17 protein-coding genes are annotated in these 21,726 nt (G+C 65.6%); 2 read left to right on the top strand and 15 right to left on the bottom strand.

Going from position 1 to position 21,726, the window contains the following annotated elements; translation table 11 throughout:
- Window position 1 precedes the first annotated feature (1 nt).
- The 3 genes from JYJ84_RS06930 to JYJ84_RS06920 form a co-directional block, all read right to left on the bottom strand.
- Window positions 2–1,423, bottom strand: a complete 1,422-nt coding sequence (locus JYJ84_RS06930) for a coniferyl aldehyde dehydrogenase (RefSeq protein ID WP_122950433.1) — start codon at window positions 1,421–1,423, stop codon at window positions 2–4.
- A 186-nt stretch (window positions 1,424–1,609) separates the two neighbouring features.
- A complete protein-coding gene (locus JYJ84_RS06925) occupies window positions 1,610–2,566 on the bottom strand; it encodes an alpha/beta fold hydrolase (RefSeq protein WP_122950432.1) in 957 nt (318 codons plus the stop codon).
- Window positions 2,567–2,568: 2 nt separating this feature from the next.
- On the bottom strand, window positions 2,569–4,095 hold the full coding sequence (locus tag JYJ84_RS06920) for an NAD(P)/FAD-dependent oxidoreductase (RefSeq protein ID WP_122950431.1): 1,527 nt from the start codon (window positions 4,093–4,095) through the stop codon (window positions 2,569–2,571).
- A 140-nt stretch (window positions 4,096–4,235) separates the two neighbouring features.
- Between JYJ84_RS06920 and JYJ84_RS06915 the strand changes: the two genes are divergently transcribed.
- Window positions 4,236–5,489, top strand: coding sequence for a CdaR family transcriptional regulator (locus tag JYJ84_RS06915; RefSeq protein ID WP_205189142.1), 1,254 nt, complete (start codon window positions 4,236–4,238; stop codon window positions 5,487–5,489).
- A 37-nt stretch (window positions 5,490–5,526) separates the two neighbouring features.
- Here the strand turns inward: JYJ84_RS06915 and JYJ84_RS06910 are convergent, their stop codons facing one another.
- The 11 genes from JYJ84_RS06910 to JYJ84_RS06860 all read right to left on the bottom strand — a co-directional run bounded on the left by JYJ84_RS06910 (window position 5,527) and on the right by JYJ84_RS06860 (window position 19,530).
- On the bottom strand, window positions 5,527–6,189 hold the full coding sequence (locus tag JYJ84_RS06910) for a TetR/AcrR family transcriptional regulator (RefSeq protein ID WP_122950429.1): 663 nt from the start codon (window positions 6,187–6,189) through the stop codon (window positions 5,527–5,529).
- A 76-nt stretch (window positions 6,190–6,265) separates the two neighbouring features.
- Window positions 6,266–7,615: an FAD-dependent oxidoreductase gene (locus JYJ84_RS06905; RefSeq protein ID WP_164462953.1), complete on the bottom strand. Its 1,350-nt coding sequence runs from the start codon at window positions 7,613–7,615 to the stop codon at window positions 6,266–6,268.
- 104 nt (window positions 7,616–7,719) lie between these two features.
- A complete protein-coding gene (locus JYJ84_RS06900; RefSeq protein WP_122950428.1) occupies window positions 7,720–8,691 on the bottom strand; it encodes a YCF48-related protein in 972 nt (323 codons plus the stop codon).
- Between the two features lie 29 nt (window positions 8,692–8,720).
- Window positions 8,721–11,081 carry an RND family transporter gene (locus JYJ84_RS06895; RefSeq protein WP_122950427.1) on the bottom strand — a complete coding sequence of 787 codons (2,361 nt, stop codon included), beginning with the start codon at window positions 11,079–11,081 and terminating at the stop codon, window positions 8,721–8,723.
- A gap of 63 nt (window positions 11,082–11,144) precedes the next feature.
- A complete protein-coding gene (locus tag JYJ84_RS06890; protein ID WP_175221928.1) occupies window positions 11,145–12,986 on the bottom strand; it encodes a DUF1302 domain-containing protein in 1,842 nt (613 codons plus the stop codon).
- 78 nt (window positions 12,987–13,064) lie between these two features.
- The gene (locus tag JYJ84_RS06885; RefSeq protein WP_122950425.1) at window positions 13,065–14,429 is read right to left on the bottom strand and encodes a DUF1329 domain-containing protein; all 1,365 of its coding nucleotides are present in this window, start codon (window positions 14,427–14,429) and stop codon (window positions 13,065–13,067) included.
- 360 nt (window positions 14,430–14,789) lie between these two features.
- The gene (locus tag JYJ84_RS06880; RefSeq protein ID WP_122950424.1) at window positions 14,790–15,203 is read right to left on the bottom strand and encodes a RidA family protein; all 414 of its coding nucleotides are present in this window, start codon (window positions 15,201–15,203) and stop codon (window positions 14,790–14,792) included.
- 18 nt (window positions 15,204–15,221) lie between these two features.
- Complete coding sequence (locus JYJ84_RS06875) at window positions 15,222–16,055, bottom strand: phytanoyl-CoA dioxygenase family protein (protein ID WP_175221929.1); 834 nt, start codon at window positions 16,053–16,055, stop codon at window positions 15,222–15,224.
- 596 nt (window positions 16,056–16,651) lie between these two features.
- The gene (locus JYJ84_RS06870; protein ID WP_122950422.1) at window positions 16,652–17,341 is read right to left on the bottom strand and encodes a hypothetical protein; all 690 of its coding nucleotides are present in this window, start codon (window positions 17,339–17,341) and stop codon (window positions 16,652–16,654) included.
- Window positions 17,342–17,375: 34 nt separating this feature from the next.
- The gene (locus JYJ84_RS06865; RefSeq protein ID WP_122950421.1) at window positions 17,376–18,032 is read right to left on the bottom strand and encodes a cytochrome c; all 657 of its coding nucleotides are present in this window, start codon (window positions 18,030–18,032) and stop codon (window positions 17,376–17,378) included.
- Window positions 18,033–18,042: 10 nt separating this feature from the next.
- A complete protein-coding gene (locus JYJ84_RS06860) occupies window positions 18,043–19,530 on the bottom strand; it encodes an FAD-dependent oxidoreductase (protein WP_122950420.1) in 1,488 nt (495 codons plus the stop codon).
- 345 nt (window positions 19,531–19,875) lie between these two features.
- Between JYJ84_RS06860 and JYJ84_RS06855 the strand changes: the two genes are divergently transcribed.
- Entirely contained in the window at window positions 19,876–20,823 is a 948-nt protein-coding gene (locus JYJ84_RS06855) for a thioesterase family protein (RefSeq protein WP_122950419.1), read from the top strand.
- A gap of 127 nt (window positions 20,824–20,950) precedes the next feature.
- Here the strand turns inward: JYJ84_RS06855 and JYJ84_RS06850 are convergent, their stop codons facing one another.
- Window positions 20,951–21,622 (bottom strand): TetR/AcrR family transcriptional regulator, encoded by a 672-nt coding sequence (locus JYJ84_RS06850; RefSeq protein WP_122950418.1) that lies wholly within the window; start codon window positions 21,620–21,622, stop codon window positions 20,951–20,953.
- Window positions 21,623–21,726: the final 104 nt, after the last annotated feature.

The following is a 21,726-nucleotide window of genomic DNA, read 5'->3' as shown; positions in this document are numbered from 1 at the left end:
GTCACGCGAGGCGCGACAGCGTGCGCAGCAGCAGGTCGAAGACGCGGCCGTACGGCGGATGGAACAGCACCGCGCCGTTCCAGCGGGTCTGGTGAAACACCGGCTTGAGCTTGCTGAAGGTATCGAAGCCCCACTGGCCGTGATAGGCGCCCATGCCGCTCTGCCCGACGCCGCCGAACGGCTGGTTCTCCTGCACCAGATGCCACAGGCAGTCGTTGATCGTCACGCCGCCGGACACCGTCTCGCGCAGCACGCGATCGCGGCGCGATGCGTCTTCGCCGAACCAGTACAGCGCCAGCGGACGCGCGCGGCTCTGGATGTAGGCCAGCGCATCGTCCAGATTCGTGTATTCGACGATCGGCAGGACCGGGCCGAAGATTTCTTCGTTCATCAGCCGCGTGTCGGCCGGCGCGCCGATCACGATCGTGGGCGCGAACTTGCGCGACGACGTGCCGAACGATTCGCCGGCCGGGTTGACTTCGAGGATCCGCGCGCCTGCCCGGCGTGCTTCGTCGACCATCTCGGTGAGGCGCGCGCGATGGCGTTCGCTGATGATGGCCGTGTAGTCGGGATTGGCCGCAAGCGTCGGATACAGGCGTGTGACGGCGCGCGCCAGTTGCGACGCAACGCTGTCGGCCGTGCCGGTGGGCACCAGCAGGTAATCGGGCGCGACGCAGGTCTGGCCCGCGTTCAGCAGCTTGCCGAACGCGATGCGCTGCGCAACCACCGCGACGTTGCATGACGCATCGAGGATCGCCGGCGATTTGCCGCCGAGCTCCAGCGTCACGGGCGTCAGGTTGGCCGCGGCCGCCTGTGCGACGACACGCCCCACCTGGGTCGAGCCGGTGAAGAACAGATGATCGAACGGCAGGCCGGCAAACGCCTTGCCGAGTTCGACGTCGCCCACCACGACATCCAGTTCGTCCGGCGCAAAGGTCTCGCGCGCCATCGACACGAGCAGGTCGGACAGTGCGGGCGTGAGCTCGGACGGTTTGATCAGCACGCGGTTGCCGGCGGCGAGCGCCGCGAGCGCCGGCCCGAGCGACAACTGCAGCGGGTAATTCCACGGCGAAATGATCCCGACTACGCCCAGCGGTTGCGGCATGAGCCGGTTGTGGCCGGGACGGAAATGCAGTGCGGTCGGCACGCGGCGCGCCCGCATCCAGTGCTTCAGGTGTCGACGCGCGTGCCGGATGCCGGCGCGCACGATGAATACCTCCGTCAGCCGGGTCTCATGGGCGGAGCGGCCTTGAAAATCGGCATCGATCGCGCGCACGATATCGTGCTCGTGCGTATCGAGCCACGCAGCCAGCCGGTCGAGGCGCGCCAGCCGGGTGGCCAGCGCCGGGTTCGGCTCCAGCGCGAACGCGCGGCGCTGGCGCTCGAAGCGGGCCGCGAGGTCAGTCGGGTAGCCTTGGTGCATGGTGTCTCCTCGTGCTCGTCGATCGTGCGATTCCGTCGCATCACGACAAGCGTCTTGCAGCATGTTCTTCGTCTTCACGCGATTCACGCGCCTACGGTCGGCTCGGCGGCCGGCGATGGCGCGAGCGCCGGGGCGCGACGTCACGCTCGATGCCACGCGCCGGTCGCGTGCCGCAGGCGAACCGGCTCACGCAATATGCCTGCCGGTGCGCACAGGTTCCGCCGTCGCGCGCGTCGCACGGTGCCGGATATGGCCGTCGATCAGGCTCGTCAGCAGCGGCACGACGCCGTCGGGGATGTCATGCCCCATACCGCGCACCGTGACCATGTCCGCGCCCGGGATCGCAGCAGCGGTCGCGACGCCGCCGCTCGGCGCGACCAGCAGGTCGCGATCGCCGTGCACGACCAGCGTCGGCGCCTGGATCCGCCGGATCTCCTCGGTCCGGTCTCCCGACTTGATGATCGCGCCGATCTGGCGGGTCGTGCTCTCGTGGTCGCGCGCCTGCTGGCCGCGATCCCACGCGTGGGCCGCGTACGCGCGTCGGGCGGCGTCGTCCGCCGGATACGCCTGCGTGCCGATGTGGGCCATGATGCGGCTGTACTGCTCCACCGCCGCTTCGCGCGTGCGCGGCGGCGGCGCAGTCAGCATCAGCATGCTCGACATGGCCGGCTGGCCGACCTTGCGCGCGCCGGTCGTGGAGATGATGGAAGTCAGCGACAGCACGCGCTGCGGATAGCGCGCGGCGAGCACCTGCCCGATCATGCCGCCCATCGACATGCCGACGACGTGTGCGCGCTTCAATTGCAGGCTGTCGAGCAGGCCGATCGTGTCCTGCGCCATGTCTTCCAGGTCATAGCCGTCCTTGACGGGCCGGCGCAGGAATTGCCTGAGCACGCTCGGCCCCGGCCGCGGGATGCGCGACGAGCGGCCGACATCGCGATTGTCGAACACGATCACGCGATAGCCGCATTGAATCAGCGCGCCGATCAGCGCCGGCGGCCAGAAGGTCAATTGCAGCGTCATGCCCGCGATCAGCAGCAACGGCTCGCCGTGGGCGGGCCCGTAGATGCGATAGCAGAGACGCACGCCGCCCGGCAGGTCGCAGAATGCGTCCTGGCTCGCTTCCATCGTGTGAATCGTCATGATCAGGCTCCGACAACGCGACGTGGCTCGACGCGATCCGTGCCGCCGGCTGCGGGCGCACGCCGGAAGCGCAGGCACGGGTCTTCGACCGAACCGTGCCGCAATATTTCGACATCGAGGTGGTAGTCCATCGACATGACCCACGGTACCCCCGGGCCCTGGCGCGGCAGGCTGCCGATCGCGCGCTGCACGTAGCCGGCGCCGAAATCGAGCAGCGGGCGCGTCGGCATGTCGGCGGCGGGCAATTCGGGCACGCAGGTCGCGAGGCCGCCGCGCTCCATGTGCGCGAGCACGCGGCAGAAATGCTCGGCCAGCAGCCCGACCTTCAGCGTCCACGACGAATTCGTATAACCGATGGAGAACGCGAAATTCGGCACGCCGCTGAGCATCATCCCCTTGAAGGCCACCTTGCTGTGGAGATCCACCGGTTCGCCGTCGACCGTCAGCTTGATCCCGCCGAAAAACCGGATGTTGAGCCCCGTCGCCGTGACGATGATGTCGGCCGGCAACGTCTGCCCGGATTCCAGCACGATGCCCGTTTCCGTGAAGGTCTTGATGCGGTCCGTCACGACCGACGCATGGCCGTCGCGGATCGACTTGAAGAGATCGCCGTCCGGCACCGCGCACAGTCGCTGATCCCACGGGTTGTACGGCGGATTGAAGTGGACGTCGACCGGATAGCCCTTCGGCAGCTGGCGCTTGTTCATGAAACGGATCAAGCGCCGCGCCGCCTTCGGACGCGTGCGGCAGAAGTGCCAGATGAAACGGGCGATCGCGATGTTCTTGCGCCGCACGAGCGCGTACGCCCACGTGTGCGGCATCACCTTGCGCAGCGTATTGGCGATGATGTCTTCCGACGGCAGGCTCACCACGTAGGTCGGCGTGCGCTGCAGCATCGTGACGTGCCGGGCCTTCCCGGCCATCGCCGGCAACAGCGTGACGGCGGTGGCGCCGCTGCCGATCACCACCACGCGCTTGCCGCCGTAGTCGAGATCTTCCGGCCAGTGCTGCGGGTGAACCACCGGGCCGGCAAAGTGCTCGATGCCGTCGAGCTTCGGCGTATGGCCTTCGTCGTGGTGATAGAACCCGGCCGCACTGAAGAACCACTTGGCAAAGATCGTCTTGCGTTCACCCGTATCGACGCGCTCGACGTCGACGCTCCACAGCCCCTGCGCACTCGACCAGCTTGCGTGAATCACCTTGTGATTCGTGCGGATGTGACGGTCGATCCCGTATTCGGTGGCCGTCTCTCTCAGGTACGACAGAATCGCGTCCGCACCGGCGATCGCCTTCTTGTTCGCCCACGGCTTGAAGCCGTAACCGTAGGTATGCATGTCCGAATCGGAGCGGATGCCCGGATAGCGGAACAGGTCCCACGTGCCGCCGGTCGCGCCGCGCGCTTCCAGGATGATGTATGACGTACCGGGACGGTCCGTCTCGAGTTGACGCGCGACGCCGATCCCGGACAGGCCGGCGCCGACGATGAGCACATCGACGTGCTCGGTGGACGGAAGGTTATGTACGGTCACGGCGTGTCTCCTGTTTGCGTCGAAATGCGCTATGTGTCGTCATTTTCATCAACCGAATCGGGTCGAACAAGGTGTCGAATGCACCGTATGCGAATACAATGAGTGCAACTTGCACCTCTTCGTTTGGATAGCAAACCATCATGTCCCAGCCCCCCGCTCCCACCGCCCTGCCAACCTGGCCTTTGCCTTCCCCCCGCATCCGGGAACTGATGCGCCAGGGTGCCGAAATCGCGCTGAATGTGCAGACGGAATGGCTCCAGGAACTCGACAAGGAAAACGTCGCGACCAGCCCGACGATGAGCGACCCCGTGCTCGCGGCGGCCGTGCGCCGGATCAACCGCAACGGGCTGATTCATTGGGCCACCGCCAACCTGGAAAACCCTTGCGCGCCGGTGTCCCGCTTTCTTTCATCCGACATGCTAAGCAGTGCACAGGAACTGGTGCGCCGCGGCCTCACTGACCTCGTGTTCGTCGCGGCCCGTTCGTCGCAGAGCGTCGTGTGGCAACGCTGGATGGATCTCGCGTTTACGCTGACGCAGGACCCGGTCGAGCTGCGCGAGTTTCTGGCCGTATCGTCGCGTTCGATCGCGGCCTTCATCGACACCAACATGGTCGGCATGGCCGAATTCATGCGCGCCGAACGCGAAGCGCGGCTGCGCGGCACGCACGCCGATCGCCGCGAACTGGTCACGCAGATCGTCGAGGGAACGACCATCGGCGCGCAGGAGGCCAGCCGGCGCCTGGGCTACACACTGGAGCAACGCCATCACGCCGCGATCGTCTGGAGCGAGGAAGCGGATATCGAACTGGGGGTGCTGGAGCGGGCGGCCGATGCGCTGGCGCAATGCGCGGGCACGCGCAATGCACTGGTCGTCGTCGCGAACACGGCCACGCTGTGGGTCTGGACGTATCACGACGGCAAACCGCTCGACATGCCTTCGCTGCAGCGTGCGATCAACGCGCTGCCCGGCGTGCACATGGCTGTTGCGACCGCCGGGACCGGCATGGAGGGATTCCGGCGCGGCCACCTCGACGCACTCGCGACGCAGCGGCTGCTCGGCAGGCTGCACGCCGGTGTCGGCGTGGTGCACGCGGACAGCATGAGCCTGATCGCGCTGATGACCAACCATATGGAATCCCTCCAGCAGTTCGTTACCAATACGCTGGGCAACCTGGCGACCGCCGACAAGTCGCTGCGCGACGCGCTGCGCGCGTTTCTCGCGGAAGGCTGCAGCGTGACCGACGCAGCCGAGAAAACCCACGTTCACCGCAACACGCTTCTGCGCCGCCTCGAACGCGCCGAGTCGTTGCTGCCCCGCCCGCTCGCACAGCAACGCCTGCACGTCGCGGCCGCACTGGAAGTGCTGCACTGGATCGCCGGCGATCCGGACTGAGTCGCACCATCCCATTCTTCAGCGGCTGGTTGTTCCCCTAGTCGCGTTGCCTGTCGTAGATGAGCCAGCGCGCTTTCTCCATGAACATCGCATCGAGCCGCTGCGTCAATCGCACGGTTCCGGTTTGCAACGTCAGGCCGTCGGCCATCGCAATCAACAGCGTCGCAACGTGCACGCTGTCGGCCGCATCGAACGCCGGATTGACGGCGCGCAACAGCTTCGCGACCTCACGCGTCAGCGTGCCGTACCAATCGTCGAACAGCTTCAGGCATTCGGGGTCGATCGCGGCGAACGACAGGAAATGCCGGAACAGCGCGACGTATTGCGCATCCTTCGCGTCGCTCAGCGAGCGGGCCAGCACGCGTTCGAGAACGTCGTCCGGCGATGCATCGCTGTCGATCAAGCCCTTCAGCTCGCCGAGGTACGCATCGATGACCGGCTCGATCACGGCCCGCAACACAGCCAGCCGGGTCGGAAAGTAGTACTGCAGGTTGCTCACGCTGATGCCGGCACCAGCCGCGACCGCGCGCTGCGAGAACCTCAGCGGGCCGCCTGCCAGCAGCAGTTCCCGCGCGACCCGAACGATCGTGTTGCGCGTGCGCAGGCCCTGCGCCCGCAAGCCGTCGAGATCGCTGCCGGCCGACACGGCGTTCGGCGTGCGGCGGCTTCTGCCACCGTGGTGCGCTTTGGTTTCGGTCATCGTGTTCGTCGTAAGCGTCGCGTTCCGGCAGTCCGTCGCGGCGCGCGCTGCATCGTGGCTATCGTGGCGCGCATCCCTAGCCGCGCCGCGCGTGACGGTTCACCCTTTCATCCAGCAGGTTCGCCATGCCCAGCACCGCCTTGATCGCGCACCAGCGCAGCGGCTCCGGCGGCATCGCGGGTGTCCGGTGCGTCAGCGCGTCGATCAGCGGCGACGCCGCTCCGCTGATCCGGTCGGCCAGCACCTGCCCGATCAGCGACTGCGTGCCGACCCCGTGCCCCGAGCATCCGGCCGTGTAGAACACGTTGCGGTGCGTGCCGGACGCGCCGACCACCGGCAGCGCATCGCTGGCGACCGAGATATAGCCGCTCCAGCATGCACGCACCGGCAGGTTGCCCAACTGCGGGAAACGCGCGTGCAACGTCGCCAGCAGCGCGCGATACGCTGCGTCGTCCGGCACGTTCGGCGTCCGCGAACCGTAGACGTAGTCCAGCCGCTTGGTCGTCAGCAGCAGCGTATTGCGCGCGGTGAGCCGGTGGCTCTCCATCGTGAAGTGTGGCGTCACGATACCCTCGCGATTCGGCCAGCCCAGCGCCGCCAGTTGCGCATCGGACAGCGGCCCGGTTTCGAGCGCCGACACGCGCAGCGGCATCACCTTGTTGCCGAGCAGGCCGAGTTGCGGCGTATAGGCATTGGTGGCGAGCACCATGACCGGCGCGCTTGCAGTGCCGCGCGCCGTCCGGATCCGCACGGTTGCTCCCGCGTCGAAGTCGAGCAGCGCGGTGTTCTCGTAGAGCCGCACGCCGGCGGCGAGGGCCGCGCGCCGCAGCCCCAGCACATACTTGCCGGGGTCGAGCGTACCGCCGCCGGGGAAGTGACAACCGAACAGGAACGCCGGTGGAATGCCACGCGCACGCATTGCCGCGCCATCGAGAAACTGCGCGGGCGAACCCAGCGCGATGCCGGTCTCCATGTCCTCGCGCAAGCGCTTCTCCTGCGACGGATGCACGCCGGCGCGAATGATCCCCGACGCACGATAGTCGCAGTCGATCCCGTGCTCGACTAGCTTGCGTTCGACGTAGGCCACGCCTTCGTCGTAAAAGCCGACGATCCGTTTCGCCTGCTCGCGCCCGACGCGCTTCACGAACAGCTCGTATTCGAGCCCCTGCCCGCCCGCGAGATAGCCGGCGTTGCGCCCGCTCGCGCCGAAGCCCGCGAACTCGCGTTCGATCACGACGACGCTGGCGCCGCGCGCGGAAAGTTCCAGCGCGGTCGACAGACCCGCGAAGCCGGCGCCGACGACGATCACGTCCGCGTGAACGTCGCCTTCCAGCTGCGGCTGCAAGTCGTCCGGCCGCTCGATCCACCCGCCGATGGGCCGGTACGTCCGCAACGCACGGTCGGCCTGCGCCGTGTCGAACCGCATTGCATGGCCGGTCGAGTCATCCCGAATCCCGTACTGCGTATTGCTCATGTGTGCCTCCTTCATTCAGTGCCGTCAACAGGAATACCGCTCACCTCGGGTCGCCATCAGGGCGACGTCAACACGCCTTCCTGCGAGAACAGCATCGGCGTACCGCCCTTGGCCGGCAGCGCGGCGGTCAGCGTCGCGCGATCCGGGCGCTGCGCGACCTCGACCGTCGCCGCTCCCGCCGGCTGCTTCAACACCAGGCCATCGAGCCCGACGCCGATCAGGCCGTCGCCTGCCGCCACCAGATCGGTGATCGAACTCCGCGTGCGGCTGTCGACGGCGGTCCAGTTCTCGCCACCGTCGCTGCTCTGGTACAGGCTGCCGAGCAGCCCGCCCACCACCACGCGGCCGTCCGGCATCGCCACGCCGGTCCACAGCGAACCCTTGCCGCCCGTCTGCAGGTAGCGCCAGTTCGCACCGCCGTCGGTCGACTTCAGCACCGTGCCCTGTTCCGCCGAGATGTAGAGCGCCCCGTTCCGATCAGCGAACGCGTGATAGAGATTGCGGTCCGCCTTGCTGCCGCCCGGCGGCTTCGGCAGCGTCACCTTCGCCCAGGTCTTGCCGCCGTCGTGGGTTTGCAGCATCAGCGACCACAGGCCGACCGCGAGCCCGTCCTGCGGCGTCGTGAACAGCACGGAGAACAGCGGCTGGTCGACCGACGTGTCGAGGCGCTGCGTCGTCCAGGTTTCGCCGCCGTCGTCGGTCGCGAGGATCGTCCCCCACTGGCCCACCGCCCAGCCGTGCTGCGCATCGGCGAACGCGACGGCCGACAGCGTCGCGGCCACGGGCACGCGCCGCGCCTGCCGCCAGGTCTTGCCGTCGTCGTCGGACAGCACCACGATGCCGTGATCGCCGACGGCGACGACCCGCGAGCCGGCACGCGTCGCGTCCGTCAGCATCATGTGCGTCGGCGCGGGCCATGCGTGGGCCGGCTTCGCGGCCCATTCCGCAACCGTTCCGTGGGATTGCGCGAACGCGGCAGCGGCAGCGGCAGCGCACAGCCCGATACAGGCAACGAGCGTCTTGATCATCTGGAGATCTCCATGAAAGTGGGCGGGCGTCAGTGGCTGAAGAGCCCCGGCGCGCGGGCCGGCTTGCGGCGCGGGAAGCGGCGCTCCAGCACCGAGGCCAGCGCGGGCAGCGCGGTCATCGCCATCAGCAGGTTGACGAGGAACATGAACGCCAGCAGCTTGCCCATGTCGGCCTGGAATTTCAGCGCGGAGAAGCTCCACGTCGCCACGCCGATCGCGAGCGTGATCGCCGTGAAGATTGTCGCGACACCGACTTCGAGCAACGCGTGCTGCACCGCCTTCACGATCGTCTGCCCGCTCGCGAGATGCACCTGCAGCCGGTTGTAGATGTAGAACGCGTAATCGACGCCGATCCCCACCGCCAGCACCATCACCGGCAGCGTCGCGACCGTCAGCCCGATCTGCAGTTCCTTCATGAACCAGTAGCCGATGAAGGTCGCAACCGACAGCGGTGCGCAGCAGGCGATCATCGCGCGCCAGTCGCGGTACGCGAAGAACACGAGGATCAGGATCGCGCCGTACACGTACAGCATCATCGGCAGCTCGCTGCCCGCGACTTCCTCGTTGGTTGCCGCCAGCACGCCCGCGTTACCTGCGGCAAGACGCACGGTGATGCCCGGGAACGGGTGCGACGCGCGATACTGCTTCACGTCGTCGAGAATCCGGTTGATCGTCGTGGCCTTGTGGTCGGTCAGGAACAGATGCACGGCCGACATCGTGCAATCGGCCTTCATGAAGCCCTTCACACGGCCGACGTCGACCGACACCGCGCCGTAGTTCTCCGGGTCGATCGGCACCACGTTCATCTTCGGATAGTCTTCGTTGTAGCCTTGGTTGTACGCGCGCAGCATGCCCGAGTACGACTGCACCGACACCACGCCCGGCTCGGTGCGCATCGCGGCCGCGAAGTCGTCTTCGTACAGGCCGACCGCCGGGTTGTCGCAGGCCTTGCCCGTCGACTCGATTGCCACCGTCAGCCAGTCGAGGCCCATGTCGTAGTTGCCGGCGATCGCCGTCGCGTCGCGGTTGAAACGCGCATCCGCGCGCAGCTCCGGCGCACCGGGCTGCAGCGTGCCGATCACGCGGTCGCGGCTTTGCCACGCGGCCAGTGCGAACACGACCAGCGTCAGCGCGACGGTCGCGCCCGCATACTTCGGCTGCGCGATGCGCGCCAGCGGGCGCAGCCATGCCGAGCGCCGCTCGCCGCGCTTCAGTGCGCTGTCCGCATAGCGCTTCGTGAAGTTGAAGCACGACGCGGCCACCGGCAGCAGGATCAGGTTCGTCACGATCTTGTAAGCCACGCCGAGCGACGCGGTGATCGCCAGCTCGCGCACCATCGGGATCGGGATCAGCAGCAGCGTGATGAACGACACGAACGCGGTGATCAGCGCCAGCACGCCCGGGATCAGCAGCCCGCTGAAGCTGCGTCGTGCCGCTTCATACGAACTGTGCCCGTGCGAAATCTCGCGCACGATGAAGTTCACCTGCTGCACGCCGTGCGACACGCCGATCGCGAACACCAGGAACGGCACCAGCACCGCGAGCGGGTCGAGGCCGAAGCCGAGCAGCTTCAGCGTGCCGAACTGCCAGACCAGCGACGTCAGCGAGCACGCGATCAGCAGCACCGTAAAGCGCAGCGAATGGCAATACCAGTACACCGCCAGCGCGGTCAGCAGCAGCGCGATCGCGCAGAAGCCGAGCACGGCCTTCGCGCCGTCGGCGATGTCGCCGATCTGCTTCGCAAAGCCGATGATCTGCACGTCGTAGCCGGCATCCTCGAACGGCTGGCGGATCTTCTGTTCCAGCAGGTGATTGAACGCGACGTAGTCGAGCACCTTGCCCGCGCTGTCACGCTCGTTCAGTTCGGCCGTGATCATCGCGCTGTCCTCGCCGTGCGACACGAGCGTGCCGACATAGCCGCCGAGCGTGGTCGCGCGGCGGATCTTCTCGACGATCTCCGGCGTCAGTTGATCCGGCGTGATCGTGCCGGAAATGATCGGCTCCGCGCGAAAGCCCTCGTCGGTGATCTCGTTGACGAATGCGTTCGACGTCCACAGCGAGCGCACGCCGATCCGGTCGACGTTCGGCAGGTAGGTCACCGCCTGCGTGACCTTGTACAGCCGCGTCAGCCCATCCGGCGTCCAGATCGAACCGTGCTTTGCGCGCACGACGACGGTGATCCGGTTCGCGCCGAGCAGGTCGTTCCGGTATTGCTGGAACGTGCGGATGTACTCATGGCCGATCGGCATCTGTTTCTCGAAGCCGGCATCCATGCGCAGTTGCATCGCGAACACGGCCATCGCGACGGTGAACAGGCCGATCGCCGCGAGCACGATCGCGCGATGACCGAAGAAAAGCCTTTCAAGGCGGCTGACCAGACGATTAAGCACTGCATGACCCCTTCATGTTTTCCGGCGATGCCCGACGCGCGCGCTCGCTTCCGCTTGCACCCGTCAGAAGTTCCGGGTAGCAAACACCCCGACGAAATTGCGGTCCGCGTACGGATTCCCCACCGACTGATGGCCGCCGAAGAACGCCGCGAAGTTGATGCCCGCCTGCCACGTCGGCGGGTTCTGGTTGAACAGCACGTAGACGTTGACCGACTTCGCGCCCTGCATGTAGTTGGCCGTGAAGGTCGGCGTGTAGCCGTACAGGCCGGTGCTGAACGTCACGCCCGGCGTCACCTGCCAACCGGGAATCAGCGAACCGTCGTAGGTCCAGTTGAAGTCGATCGTCGCGCCCACCGAGCTCGACGTACCCTGCCCCTGCGTGATCGGATAACCGAGCCCCGAGTTGTTGTTCAGCCACGGGAAGTAGCCGGTGGCCGGCACCTGCGTGACCGGTTGCCCGTCCACCGTGCGCGTGACGTCCGAACCGAGGCCGGGGTAGTAGATCCACGTGAGTTCCCAGGTCAGCGTCGCGGAATCCGCGGCGATCAGCTTCAGGAACGGGTACTCGCTGCGCGTCAGCGCGAGTAGCCCGTTCACGTCGAGCTGGAGCTTCTTCTTGTCGGCCCACTGCTGGCAGTTGACGCCTTGCACGCCGTTCGTGATCAGGTCGGTCGGGCCGCCCGCGCCGTAGCAGCTCGACAGCGCGACCGCATCGCGCGGCCGGTACGACAGCTCGGTGCCGATCGCCCACGGCCCGACCCCGAAGTTCGCGCTCGCGCCGAACAGTTGCCGGTTCTGCAGATACGACCACTGCGCGGTGCCGTTGGCGAGCGTCGACAGCACCGGCGATTTATCCGTGTAGTTCAGGTAGTAGAACGCGAAGTTCGCATCGAACGAGCGCGGCGAGTAGTTGAACTTCACGCCGAACTGCGGCCGGTATTTCGCGGGCAGCTGCGTCGAGACCGGGATGCCGAGGTCGTTGAACGGCGGCCCGGCGAACGCGCCGTTCACGAGCCCGTTCTTGATCCCGTTCAGCGTGTCCTGGTTGCCGGCCGCGGCCCCGCCGCCGATCGCATTGGCGATCGTGCCCACACCCGGGCCGGCCACGTTGGGGTTGTTCCCGTCGATCGTGAACGGTTCCGCGCCGCGGCCGACGACGTTCGCCAGCGACCAGTACGAGCCGACCGGCGGGATGCGGTTGCCGTTCCACTGGAACTGGTAATAGGCTTCGGTGCTGAAGCCGTGGGACAGATCGGCGGCGAGGCTCAGCATCGGCGCCGGCAGCAGCGCCTGCTTGAGCTGCGAACCGGGGATCAGCAGTTTCTGCGTGTCGATCGAGTTGGTCGCGTTGATGCCGCTCTGCGCGAACATGCTCTCGCCCCAGTTGATCACCTGGTTGCCGAGCCGTACGTGCGCGCTATGCCCGTTGATCGTGAAATCCTTCTGCGCCCACAGATCGAGCAGCTGCGCGTTGTATACGACCTGCGCGGCAGCCGTGCTCGACAGCGGCGTCCTGGCCGTTCTCCCGGCAAGGAAGTCGTACATCCCCGTGCCGCGCACCATGAACTTGAGCCCTTCGCTCGGCATCTTCAGCAGCAGCTCGCTGGTCGCGCTCACGTAGGTGCTGAACGGCTGGCCCTTGCGGTAGTTCAGGTCGCCCTCGTCGCCATAGCCCCACTGGTTCGTATTGGCGGCCGCGCCGCAACCGTACGCGTTCGGATCGCCGGTCAGCGAACAGCTCGGACTCTTGGTCCGGATTCCGCCGCCCGCGGTGAGATTGGTCACCCACGATCCCTGGACGCTGCCGTCCCCGAGCGTGAACTCGTATCCGTACGCAGTCGACGTCGCCGCACCCAGCATGGCAATCGACACTGTAGTATGCCTAACTATGTTGCTTGCTTTCATCGTCCCACCCATCTCCAGACCGGATGCCGACGGCGCGAGCGCGCACGTCGGATCTATTTTTTTATCTGTCTACGGCAATCAGCGTTCGCTGACCGATCTCAGCGATTCCGCCGTGAAGAAATCGGACTTGAAGCGCGGATCGTTGATCTCCTGGTACCAGCGAATGTCCTTGCCCTGGCCGATCGTCGACGAATCCATCACGTAGCGTCCGTTCAGCAGGTCGTATTGCGCCATCGGCTCGTTGTCGCAAGTGCCTCCCAGTTCCCAGACCGGAATCGGGTAGCTCTCGCGCACCTTCCACAGCTTGCCCTGCGCGTCGTAATCCTCGCCGATGAGCGCCAGCCAGCTGTCCTCGTCCAGGTAGAACACCTTCTTCGATGCGACGTGGCGCGCACTCGGCTTGATCGTCGCCTCGACGACCCACACGCGATGCATCTCGTAGCGCCGGTTCGCCGACGCGATGCCGTCCGGCGTCGCGACGTCGTGCAGCTTGCTCTTGAACTTGTACATGCCGAACGCGTTATACGGAACGAGCATGTCGCGCTTGCCGACCAGCTTCCAGTTGAACCGGTCGATCGAGCCGTTGAACATGTTGGCTTCGTCGATCAGGTACTGGTTCTCGAAACCGATCAGCGGCGCATCGTGCGTATAGGCCGGCATGCGTCTCACGCGGCGCTGCCCCGGAAAGTAGTAGTAGGTTTCCGAATCCTTGTTGAAATACTGGCGCTGCACGAAGGCCTGCCCGGCGAGCGCGGCCGGCGACGTGGCCGAGAAGTACGCGGCCAGGCTGAGCTGGTCGACATCCTTCGGCCCGCTCTTGCCCGTCTTGCCCGACGGGAAGTAGAAGACCTGCGGGCCGATCCCGTCGATCCAATCGCCGCCGCCCGGACGCGGCGAGATGGTCGTGACGTCCAGCGGCCATTCGATGCCGACGCCGCGATAGCGGTTCTCGTAGTTCAGGATCGCCTCGGCGCCGGTCTTCGGCTGCGGAAACGGCACGCCGGGCAGGACGGCCGCCTCGAGCGTCTCGCCGTCCGACGCGAGCTTCGCGGCCGTGAGGTTGGCCTTCGTGTTCTGCTCGGCAAACTCCGGCAGCTGGCACTCGCGGTGCGACGGATAGACATCCATCCGGTAGCCCTTGCGCTGCTTGATCAACGCGATCTGGCCGGGCGACAGCATGCTCGCGTACTTGTCGACGTTCGCGGCATCGATCGAGTAAAGCGGCTTCTCGCTCCGGTGCTTCCAGAAATCGCCGCGCATCTTGCCGTATTCCCAGCCCGACTGCGGCTCCTGCCTGCCCGCAAAGGCAGGAATGGACCCGTCCTTGCTCGGGCCGCGTTCGGCCCCCACCGCGGTGAGGTCGTCGGCCATCGCACTGCCGGCCATCATCAACAACGCGGCCGCGATTGCGGACACGGTTCCGATCGTGTGCTTCTTCATCATGCTCTCCTTCCGAGACTCTGCTTTCATTCACCGGTTGCGCGGCAGACGGGCGGCTGGCGTTCGTTTCGTTGCGATTTCTCGCGGCGAACGTGCCGCTTTCCGGCCAGCCGTCGCGGGGCTTCCGCGACCGTGAAGCGCTCGGTATTCCTTTCGCCGACGCGCGCCAAGTTGTAAGTAATACGAAATAGATTGAATTCTCTTCCGCCACACGTGCTGCATGCCCTGCGTGCCCCTTCCATCGCAGGTTCGGGGGCTCGCCGCATCCGGCCGAACAAGCGTCAGGCGCCGGATGCAGCCGCTGCGAATGCTTCCTTTCGTCGCAGCCGCCGCCCCGGCCGCACTAACCGCCCGACGTTCGTGTCAAGCAGCGCCCGACCCGATCACCGCCACCGCCCGCACTTCGACGCACAATTCGGGCAGCGCGAGCTGCGTCACCCCGACCGCTGTCCACGATGGATAGCGATCCGGGAAGTATTCGTCCTTCACGGCCCCGAAGGCTTCGACCTCGGCGCGCAGATCCGTATGAAAGGTCGTCAGTTCCACCACGTCGGCGAGACTCGCACCGGCCTCGACCAGAATCGCCTTCAGCGATTCGAACGCGATGCGCGCCTGCGCCTGCACGCCGTCGCCCGGCCGCATGTCCGCGCCGATTCCGACCTGGCCGGACACCCAGATCGTGTCGCCCACCCGCGTTGCCGGAGCGAAATGGTAGGTGTCGTACCACGCCTTGAACCCGGGTGGAATGATCGGTTGACGCTTGCTGGTTGTTGTCATGACGGGAATCCTCCGGATTCAGACGAGTTGACGGAAACACGGCGCGCGAAACGGGTCGCCCGCCTTCAATGACGCGAGCTCGTCCACGAACAGCACGCCGGCCGGCGTGAAACCGGATGCGCTGTTGTCCGGCAGCGGGCTGAAGGTGGCGTCGTCGCCGAAAAAGCGCAGCACGAGCGTGTGGCGATCGGGGAAATCCGGATCGACCACGCCGCCGCCGTGCAGCACGCCCGGGTGCAGCAACAGGACATCGCCCGGCTTCGTGGCCCACGAGAGGATGTCGTACTTGCCCGGATCGGCGCGGCGCTCGGCTTCGATGTCGGGCATCCGCGGCCAGACGCCACCGCCATGCAGCGGCTCGGTGGGATCGTCGACGTTCTGGAACGTGGTGCCGTCGTGTCGCACGCCGCGATGCGAACCCCGGACGATCTCGAGCGCGTTGCGCTTCGGAACGGCCTCGAAGCTGATCCACGCGTTGCCGAAGTGCATCCCCGCCCACGGCAGGTACGAGGTGTCCTGGTGCCACAGCGAGCGGGCGCCCTTGCAGCCTTGCTTCAGGAAAAGCTCCTCGGCGAAATACCACGCATGCTTCGACCCCCACAGGTCGGCGAACAGTCGACCGAGCGGCAGCGTGTTGACCAGCGCGTCGAGACGTTCCTTCGCATACGGATTCGCGTTGTCGACGTGCGACCGGAATTCGGACCCGTCGAGGAGACTCGAGGCCATCGGTCCCGGATTTTCAATCCCCCAGTCGAACGCGAGCCGGCATTGGGCCAGTTGTTCCTCGTTCAGCAGACCTTCGATCAGAACCGCGCCGTCCTCTGCGAAAGCCCTGCGCTTGACATCGTCCATCTTTCACCTCCTGTTGGTTCGCACCCGCCCTGCCGCGGGTGCCGTGTACCGTCTCAAAAGTAGTTCGAAATAACAATGTTAGGTAATGATGATAAATTTAGAACGAAATAAAAAGAGCGGGTATTCCCGGTGCGGGTGCAATGCGTACATGAAGCAGGATGACAGCCGCGCTCCCGGCCGGCCGCGCGCAGCCGTCCGCGGTCGCACGCCGGCTGGCGCGCCGACTGGCGCGCCGACTGGCGAGCAAGACGAAAGGTCAGGTGAGGGGCAAACGCCCCTCTTTCCTGTGACGATTACTTGACGGCCTCAGCGTGTCGTCGATAGCGTCGTTCGATACCCGTCAATCCAAAAATAAATTCGCATAACGATGCATTCTGTCAGCCGGCGAATCGATATCGAGGCTGCCCCACGAAGATTCAGGGATACGCCAAGGCTAATGCCCGCGCGTCTCGCTCCGGATCGCCGTCGGTCACACACGCTATCGGTCGCCGTACGCTCCGGAAGCGATTCAGCCCTGCGTGCCGCGATGACACGGTGGCCGTCTCCGGCGCGTGTCATCGAGCAACGCAAATGCCCCGATGCACATCGCCATGCACTTACGCGAGGCGACGATCCCCGTTCCGGGTCGAGCGGAACCGGCTGGCGTCACGCATCTGACCTGCGCGCTCCAGCGCGCAATAGCCGTAATAAAGCACAACCGTCATGTACGACCACGTCACCAGTGCGAATACGTAGAAATTGACCACGACGTTGTGCGCGTCCCCAGGTATCGGATAGAAATCGTAGATGTATGCGATCGCGAGCGAAGTCACCATCGCCACGGCCGACGTCATCGCATGGAACCGCTCGCCGGCCGCCAGCAATTTCCGGACGAATCCCGCGAGATAGAGCGTCAGCAATGTCCACATCACGACATAGAAGTAAGGCAGCGCCTTGCCGATGACGCCGGACACCAGCACGACGGTGCCGACAACGGATATCGCGAACAGCGCGACATCCTGCCATCCCGAAGGCTTGTAGCCGCGCGTCACGGCCATCAGGCCCGCGACGGCGACGATCGGCATCCCGAAGCCCCGGGAAAACGCATCCAGAAAATGCGAGATGAGCCCCGAAATCTCGCAGTGAGTCGCGAAATAGATCAGCGCATTCGACGACGAAACCGTCACGATGAACCACTCGATCCCGAGCAGGTAATTGCGCTTCTTGAGAAACTTCCAGCCATAGATGGCGGTGGTGGTCGCCAGCAACGCACTGGCAAGGCAAAGCACGAGCGATCTGCTGTCCATGATCAAACACTCCATTCCGATTGCATACGGTTCATCATTCCTGCTCCGGATTCAAACTTGCCAGGTACTGGGCGACGGCCTCGCGGTCCTTCTGAGACAGCGCCGCGGTGACGCGCTGCATCGTGCCGGTCGCTTCGGTGCGCGTGCCGGCGGCAAACGCGTCCATCTGCTTCAGCAGATAGTCGTGCCCCTGGCCCGCCAGACGCGGGAACTGCGCCTGACCCGTCAGGCGCGCGCCGTGACACGCGGCGCAGGCCGCCTTCTCGACCAGTTGCTTGCCTTGCGCCGCCAGTTGCGGATCGGCCTCGAAGTAGCGGTTGCGGCGGGCCGGCTGCCGCGCGTAGTAGTCGGATAGCGACTTGATGTCGGTCTCGCTCAGGCTCATCGCCAACGGCGCCATGTTCGGATTGGCGCGCTTGCCGCTCGCGAAGTCGTGAAGCTGGGCCGCCACGTAGGACGCCGGTTGCCCCGCGAGGCTCGGATAGCCCTGCTCGAGCGAGGTGCCATTGGCGCCGTGACAGCCGAGGCACGTATCGGTCTGGTGCGGCCACGGGCCGCCGTCTGCGCGATACGCGTCTTCCGACGCGGCGACATACTGCTGGAGGCGGTACAGGTTCAGCAGGGATGGCCCGAAGACGGCGAGCAACACGGCGACGAGCCCCGCGATGGCGAGCAGAATGCGTTTTTTCATGATTGCCCTCCTATGCGCGGCGCAAGCCGTTCAGCGCCTGCAACGCGCCCTGGTGGCCCGAGCGCACGGCGCCATCCATGTAGCCCGCCCAGATGTTCGCGGTTTCGGTCCCCGACCAGATCAGGTTGCCGCACGGCAAATGCAGCCCGTCGCCATGTGCGCTCCAGAATCCCGGCGGAATCGCGGACACGCACGTGATCGTCCAAGGATCGACGCGGCTCCAGTCGTGGTCGTGATACGACACGGGCGACAGCGCGTCGTCGCCCCATGCCTGCGCATAGATTTCCGTGAGCATGCGTTGCGCGGCCTTCCGGTCCGACGGCAGCAGCGCGTTCCGGACGAACGCATTGATGATCCCGATCTCGCCACCGGGCGGCGAGTTGTCGTAAGCCCAGATGACCGGCCCGCCCGCCTGGAAGATATGGCCGTTCAGCCCCTTCTCGCGCCAGAACGGACGGCGATAGACCATCGCGGTCTTGCGCGCCGGCGAGTGAGCGGGCCATGCGCGTTGCAGCGACGCCCGCTTCTCCGGCAACGGCGGCTCGAACTGCACCTGGTTGCACAGGGCCGGGTGGATGGCCACGATGACTTTCCGCGCACGCACGTCTCCGCGATCGGTATGCAACGTGACGACGTCGCGATCCCAGTTGGAAATCCGGCGTACCGGGGTCGACAGGCGCACTTTGTCGCCCAGGTGCCCGGCCATCTTCGTGCTGAGGATTTGCGAACCGCCGATGAAGCGCGTTTCCTGCGCGCTGTGCTTGATGGAGTCGAGCTGCGTGTAGTCGCACGACGCCGAATTGATCATCGACAGGAAGTGCAGCAGCCCCATCTTGACCGGCGGAGCACCGCCGGACAGCGTGCACGAACCGTCCCAACCGATCCGGTCCTCGGGCTTGATGTCCTGCTTCACCATCCAGTCGGCCACCGACATCTTGTCCAGCTCGGCGACACGCGACGAGGTCCACGGCGCGCCCGACGGCACGTCGCGCGACATCGTGCTGAGCTTCGACGAAATGGCCTCGTCGGTGCCGAACGTGCCTTTCAGGTCGACCGCCACGCGGCCTTCGCCGCCCAGGATGACCGTCTTGCCTTCGTAGTAGCTCGGGAACGTGCCGACCTGCAGCTCGCGAGCAAGATCGGCGACGGCGGTCTGGCCCGGCCCGATCCACTGCCCGCCGACCTCGGTGACGTACCCGCCTTCCACGTTGTAGTTGAGGGTCCGGCCGCCGACGCGGTCGCGCGCCTCGAGCACCACGAACGATTCGCAACCGGCCTGGCGCAAATCGCGCGCCGCCGTCAGCCCGGCCAGCCCTGCGCCGATGATGGCCACGTCGAGCACGTCGCCCGGATTGCCGGACGGGCCGCCTTCGCCGGCGCTTGCCTGCCGTGCGCCGATCGCAAGCGTGCCCACGGCTGCGGCTGACGCACCCGCGTATTTGAGCCACTGCCGTCGATGCGGATCGGCTGCTCCATTGGGGAAAGACTTCTTTGGCATGGTGTGTTCGCTGCTGCAATGAAATTCACTAGGGAGCCGTCCATCAGGATGACGAACGATAGACGGCCCGTTCGGCACGTCGTTCCGAACCGATCGGAATGCGGCCGCCATCCCTGCCCCGCTCGTGGCGCAAGGCAAGTCGACGACCCATGCAATCCATTTGTAGGAATATGTGACAAACGTAGGTCATGATACATATAACAGGAATAAAACAAAGACAGGGGATTACCCTGCCTTCTGAGCGTCGGCGCACGCGTGTATGCGACGACGTTCGTAGCGAATCATTCATCGCACGAATACGGGCCGATTCACAAAATAAACTTCAGTGCAGCACACGCGGTCGCTATGCTGGGGGTCACGAATTCACGCGAGAAAGCGCATCGATCCGCCGGCATTTGCAGTGCCGCACAGCGTGTCTGCGCCGGCCACCCACTTGCGGCAACCAATCGATTCCCCGTCTCGTCGACGGGGCACGGCTTCATGGGAACAGGAATGTCAGGTGCCTGCGTAGCAATCCCCGTCGATATCTCGTCGCGATTCAACGTCCTCGGCTATCCGAACGGGGGCTACCTCACCAGGCTCGCAGCCGAAACACTCACCGGCCGCAGCGCACATCCCGATCTGTTGTCGATCAATGCGAGTTTTCTCGGCCATCCCGTTTCCGGCCCGGCAACGGCTCACATCGTTGAACTCGGATCGACGAAAAGCCTGTCGCGCGCGACGTTGTCGCTCATGCAGGACGGGGACCTCAAGGCGTTCTACGTGGCGACGTTCACCGATTTCTCCCGGACAACCGGTGCGTCGGCATCGCATTGCGCGGGACCGCCGTGGCCCGCCACGCCTTATCACGCATGCCTGAGCATCGACACGCTAGCGATCCCCGATCCGATGCGGTCGTTCGTCTCGCAGTTCAACCTGCGTCTCGCACCCGGGGCATTGCAGAACAGCGCGCCTGAATCCACCGCGACCATCGAGGGATGGATTTCTCTGGAGGACGAAGCATCGCCGACGCTTGCGTCGCTGGCCCTCTTCGCCGATGCGTTCCCGCCACCGATCTACAACATCATCGATCGCGCCGAGTGGGGATCGGTGCCGACGATCGAATATGCGGTACACGTCAAGGCCAACCCCGGCCCCGGCCCGATCCACGCACGCTTCCTGACGAAGGAGATCCACAATGGCCTGCTGATCATCGACGGTGAATTGCGGAATACGGACGGACGGCTCGTGGCGGAATCGCGTCAGCTCGCGAAATTCCGCGGGACGTTGGGCACCCGATCGCGGGCAAACTGAATGTTCGGCCAGTACGTCGTCAGTGCCAATCATCGCGCCGACCGCGCTGGATCGCACGCGGCGGCTGCAAAAGAAAAAAGACAGGGCATGCCCTGTCTTCTCGTGTCACCTGGCCAGCTTGCGGCCGCTACCGGCTCTTGCCGCCGGACGCCTTGCCGTCCACCAGGCTGTACACCGACGTCAGGAATCTCGCATCGAGCCCGTCCGTCTGCCGCCCCATCGTGTACTGGAGTGCCAGCCCGTCGGCCATCGCGACGAGCAGCATCGCCACTTGCTCACCGTCTGCCGCCTTCAGGCCCGGATTCACGGAACGGACGAGCGCGGTGATGGCTTGCGTCAGGGACGCATACCATTCGTCGATCAGCCGCGCGCATTCGGGATCGATCGACGCGAACGACATGAAGTGGGCCCACAGGGCCGTGCCCTTGACGTCCTTCGCATTCTCGAGCGCCATCCCGAACAATGCATCGAGCGTTTCACGCGGCGATGCGCCGCTTTCGAGCGCGCGCTTCAGCGCAGTCAGGTATGCCTCGATCTCGGGCTCCATGACCGCGCGCAGCACCGCGAGCCGCGTCGGGAAGTAGTACTGGAGGTTGCTGACGCTGATGCCGGCGCGCTGCGCGACCGCACGCTGGGAAAACTCCAGCGCACCGCCCTCGAGCAGGAGTTTCCGCGCCACGCGCACGATGAGTTTGCGCGTACGAACGCCCTGGGCCCGAAGGCCTTCAGGCTGTGCGCCGGTGGGTGCAGCACTCGATGTGCGCCGTTTCCTGGTCGGTTGCTCAATAGGCACTGTCATCGCTTCCGTCGTGATCTGGGCGTTCCCGCCTTCCTGATGTGATAGGACCGGCGTTTCGCCGGTCGCGAACGACTATACCCGATGCCGACACCAATTTCCATCCG

Origin of the sequence: Burkholderia sp. LMG 13014, assembly GCF_905232215.1 — a bacterium.
In the GTDB taxonomy this organism is placed as follows: Bacteria; Pseudomonadota; Gammaproteobacteria; order Burkholderiales; family Burkholderiaceae; genus Burkholderia.
This window is presented reverse-complemented; position numbering and strand designations above follow the sequence as displayed.

What these genes read in the sequence shown, in the direction of transcription:
- JYJ84_RS06930 (WP_122950433.1), bottom strand. Translation starts at nt 1,423, where the DNA reads ATGCACCAAGGCTACCCGACTGACCTCGCGGCCCGCTTCGAGCGCCAG.
- JYJ84_RS06925 (WP_122950432.1), bottom strand. Translation starts at nt 2,566, where the DNA reads ATGACGATTCACACGATGGAAGCGAGCCAGGACGCATTCTGCGACCTG.
- JYJ84_RS06915 (WP_205189142.1), top strand. Translation starts at nt 4,236, where the DNA reads ATGTCCCAGCCCCCCGCTCCCACCGCCCTGCCAACCTGGCCTTTGCCT.
- JYJ84_RS06910 (WP_122950429.1), bottom strand. Translation starts at nt 6,189, where the DNA reads ATGACCGAAACCAAAGCGCACCACGGTGGCAGAAGCCGCCGCACGCCG.
- JYJ84_RS06905 (WP_164462953.1), bottom strand. Translation starts at nt 7,615, where the DNA reads ATGCGGTTCGACACGGCGCAGGCCGACCGTGCGTTGCGGACGTACCGG.
- JYJ84_RS06900 (WP_122950428.1), bottom strand. Translation starts at nt 8,691, where the DNA reads ATGATCAAGACGCTCGTTGCCTGTATCGGGCTGTGCGCTGCCGCTGCC.
- JYJ84_RS06890 (WP_175221928.1), bottom strand. Translation starts at nt 12,986, where the DNA reads ATGAAAGCAAGCAACATAGTTAGGCATACTACAGTGTCGATTGCCATG.
- JYJ84_RS06885 (WP_122950425.1), bottom strand. Translation starts at nt 14,429, where the DNA reads ATGATGAAGAAGCACACGATCGGAACCGTGTCCGCAATCGCGGCCGCG.
- JYJ84_RS06880 (WP_122950424.1), bottom strand. Translation starts at nt 15,203, where the DNA reads ATGACAACAACCAGCAAGCGTCAACCGATCATTCCACCCGGGTTCAAG.
- JYJ84_RS06875 (WP_175221929.1), bottom strand. Translation starts at nt 16,055, where the DNA reads ATGGACGATGTCAAGCGCAGGGCTTTCGCAGAGGACGGCGCGGTTCTG.
- JYJ84_RS06870 (WP_122950422.1), bottom strand. Translation starts at nt 17,341, where the DNA reads ATGGACAGCAGATCGCTCGTGCTTTGCCTTGCCAGTGCGTTGCTGGCG.
- JYJ84_RS06865 (WP_122950421.1), bottom strand. Translation starts at nt 18,032, where the DNA reads ATGAAAAAACGCATTCTGCTCGCCATCGCGGGGCTCGTCGCCGTGTTG.
- JYJ84_RS06860 (WP_122950420.1), bottom strand. Translation starts at nt 19,530, where the DNA reads ATGCCAAAGAAGTCTTTCCCCAATGGAGCAGCCGATCCGCATCGACGG.
- JYJ84_RS06855 (WP_122950419.1), top strand. Translation starts at nt 19,876, where the DNA reads ATGCTGGGGGTCACGAATTCACGCGAGAAAGCGCATCGATCCGCCGGC.
- JYJ84_RS06850 (WP_122950418.1), bottom strand. Translation starts at nt 21,622, where the DNA reads ATGACAGTGCCTATTGAGCAACCGACCAGGAAACGGCGCACATCGAGT.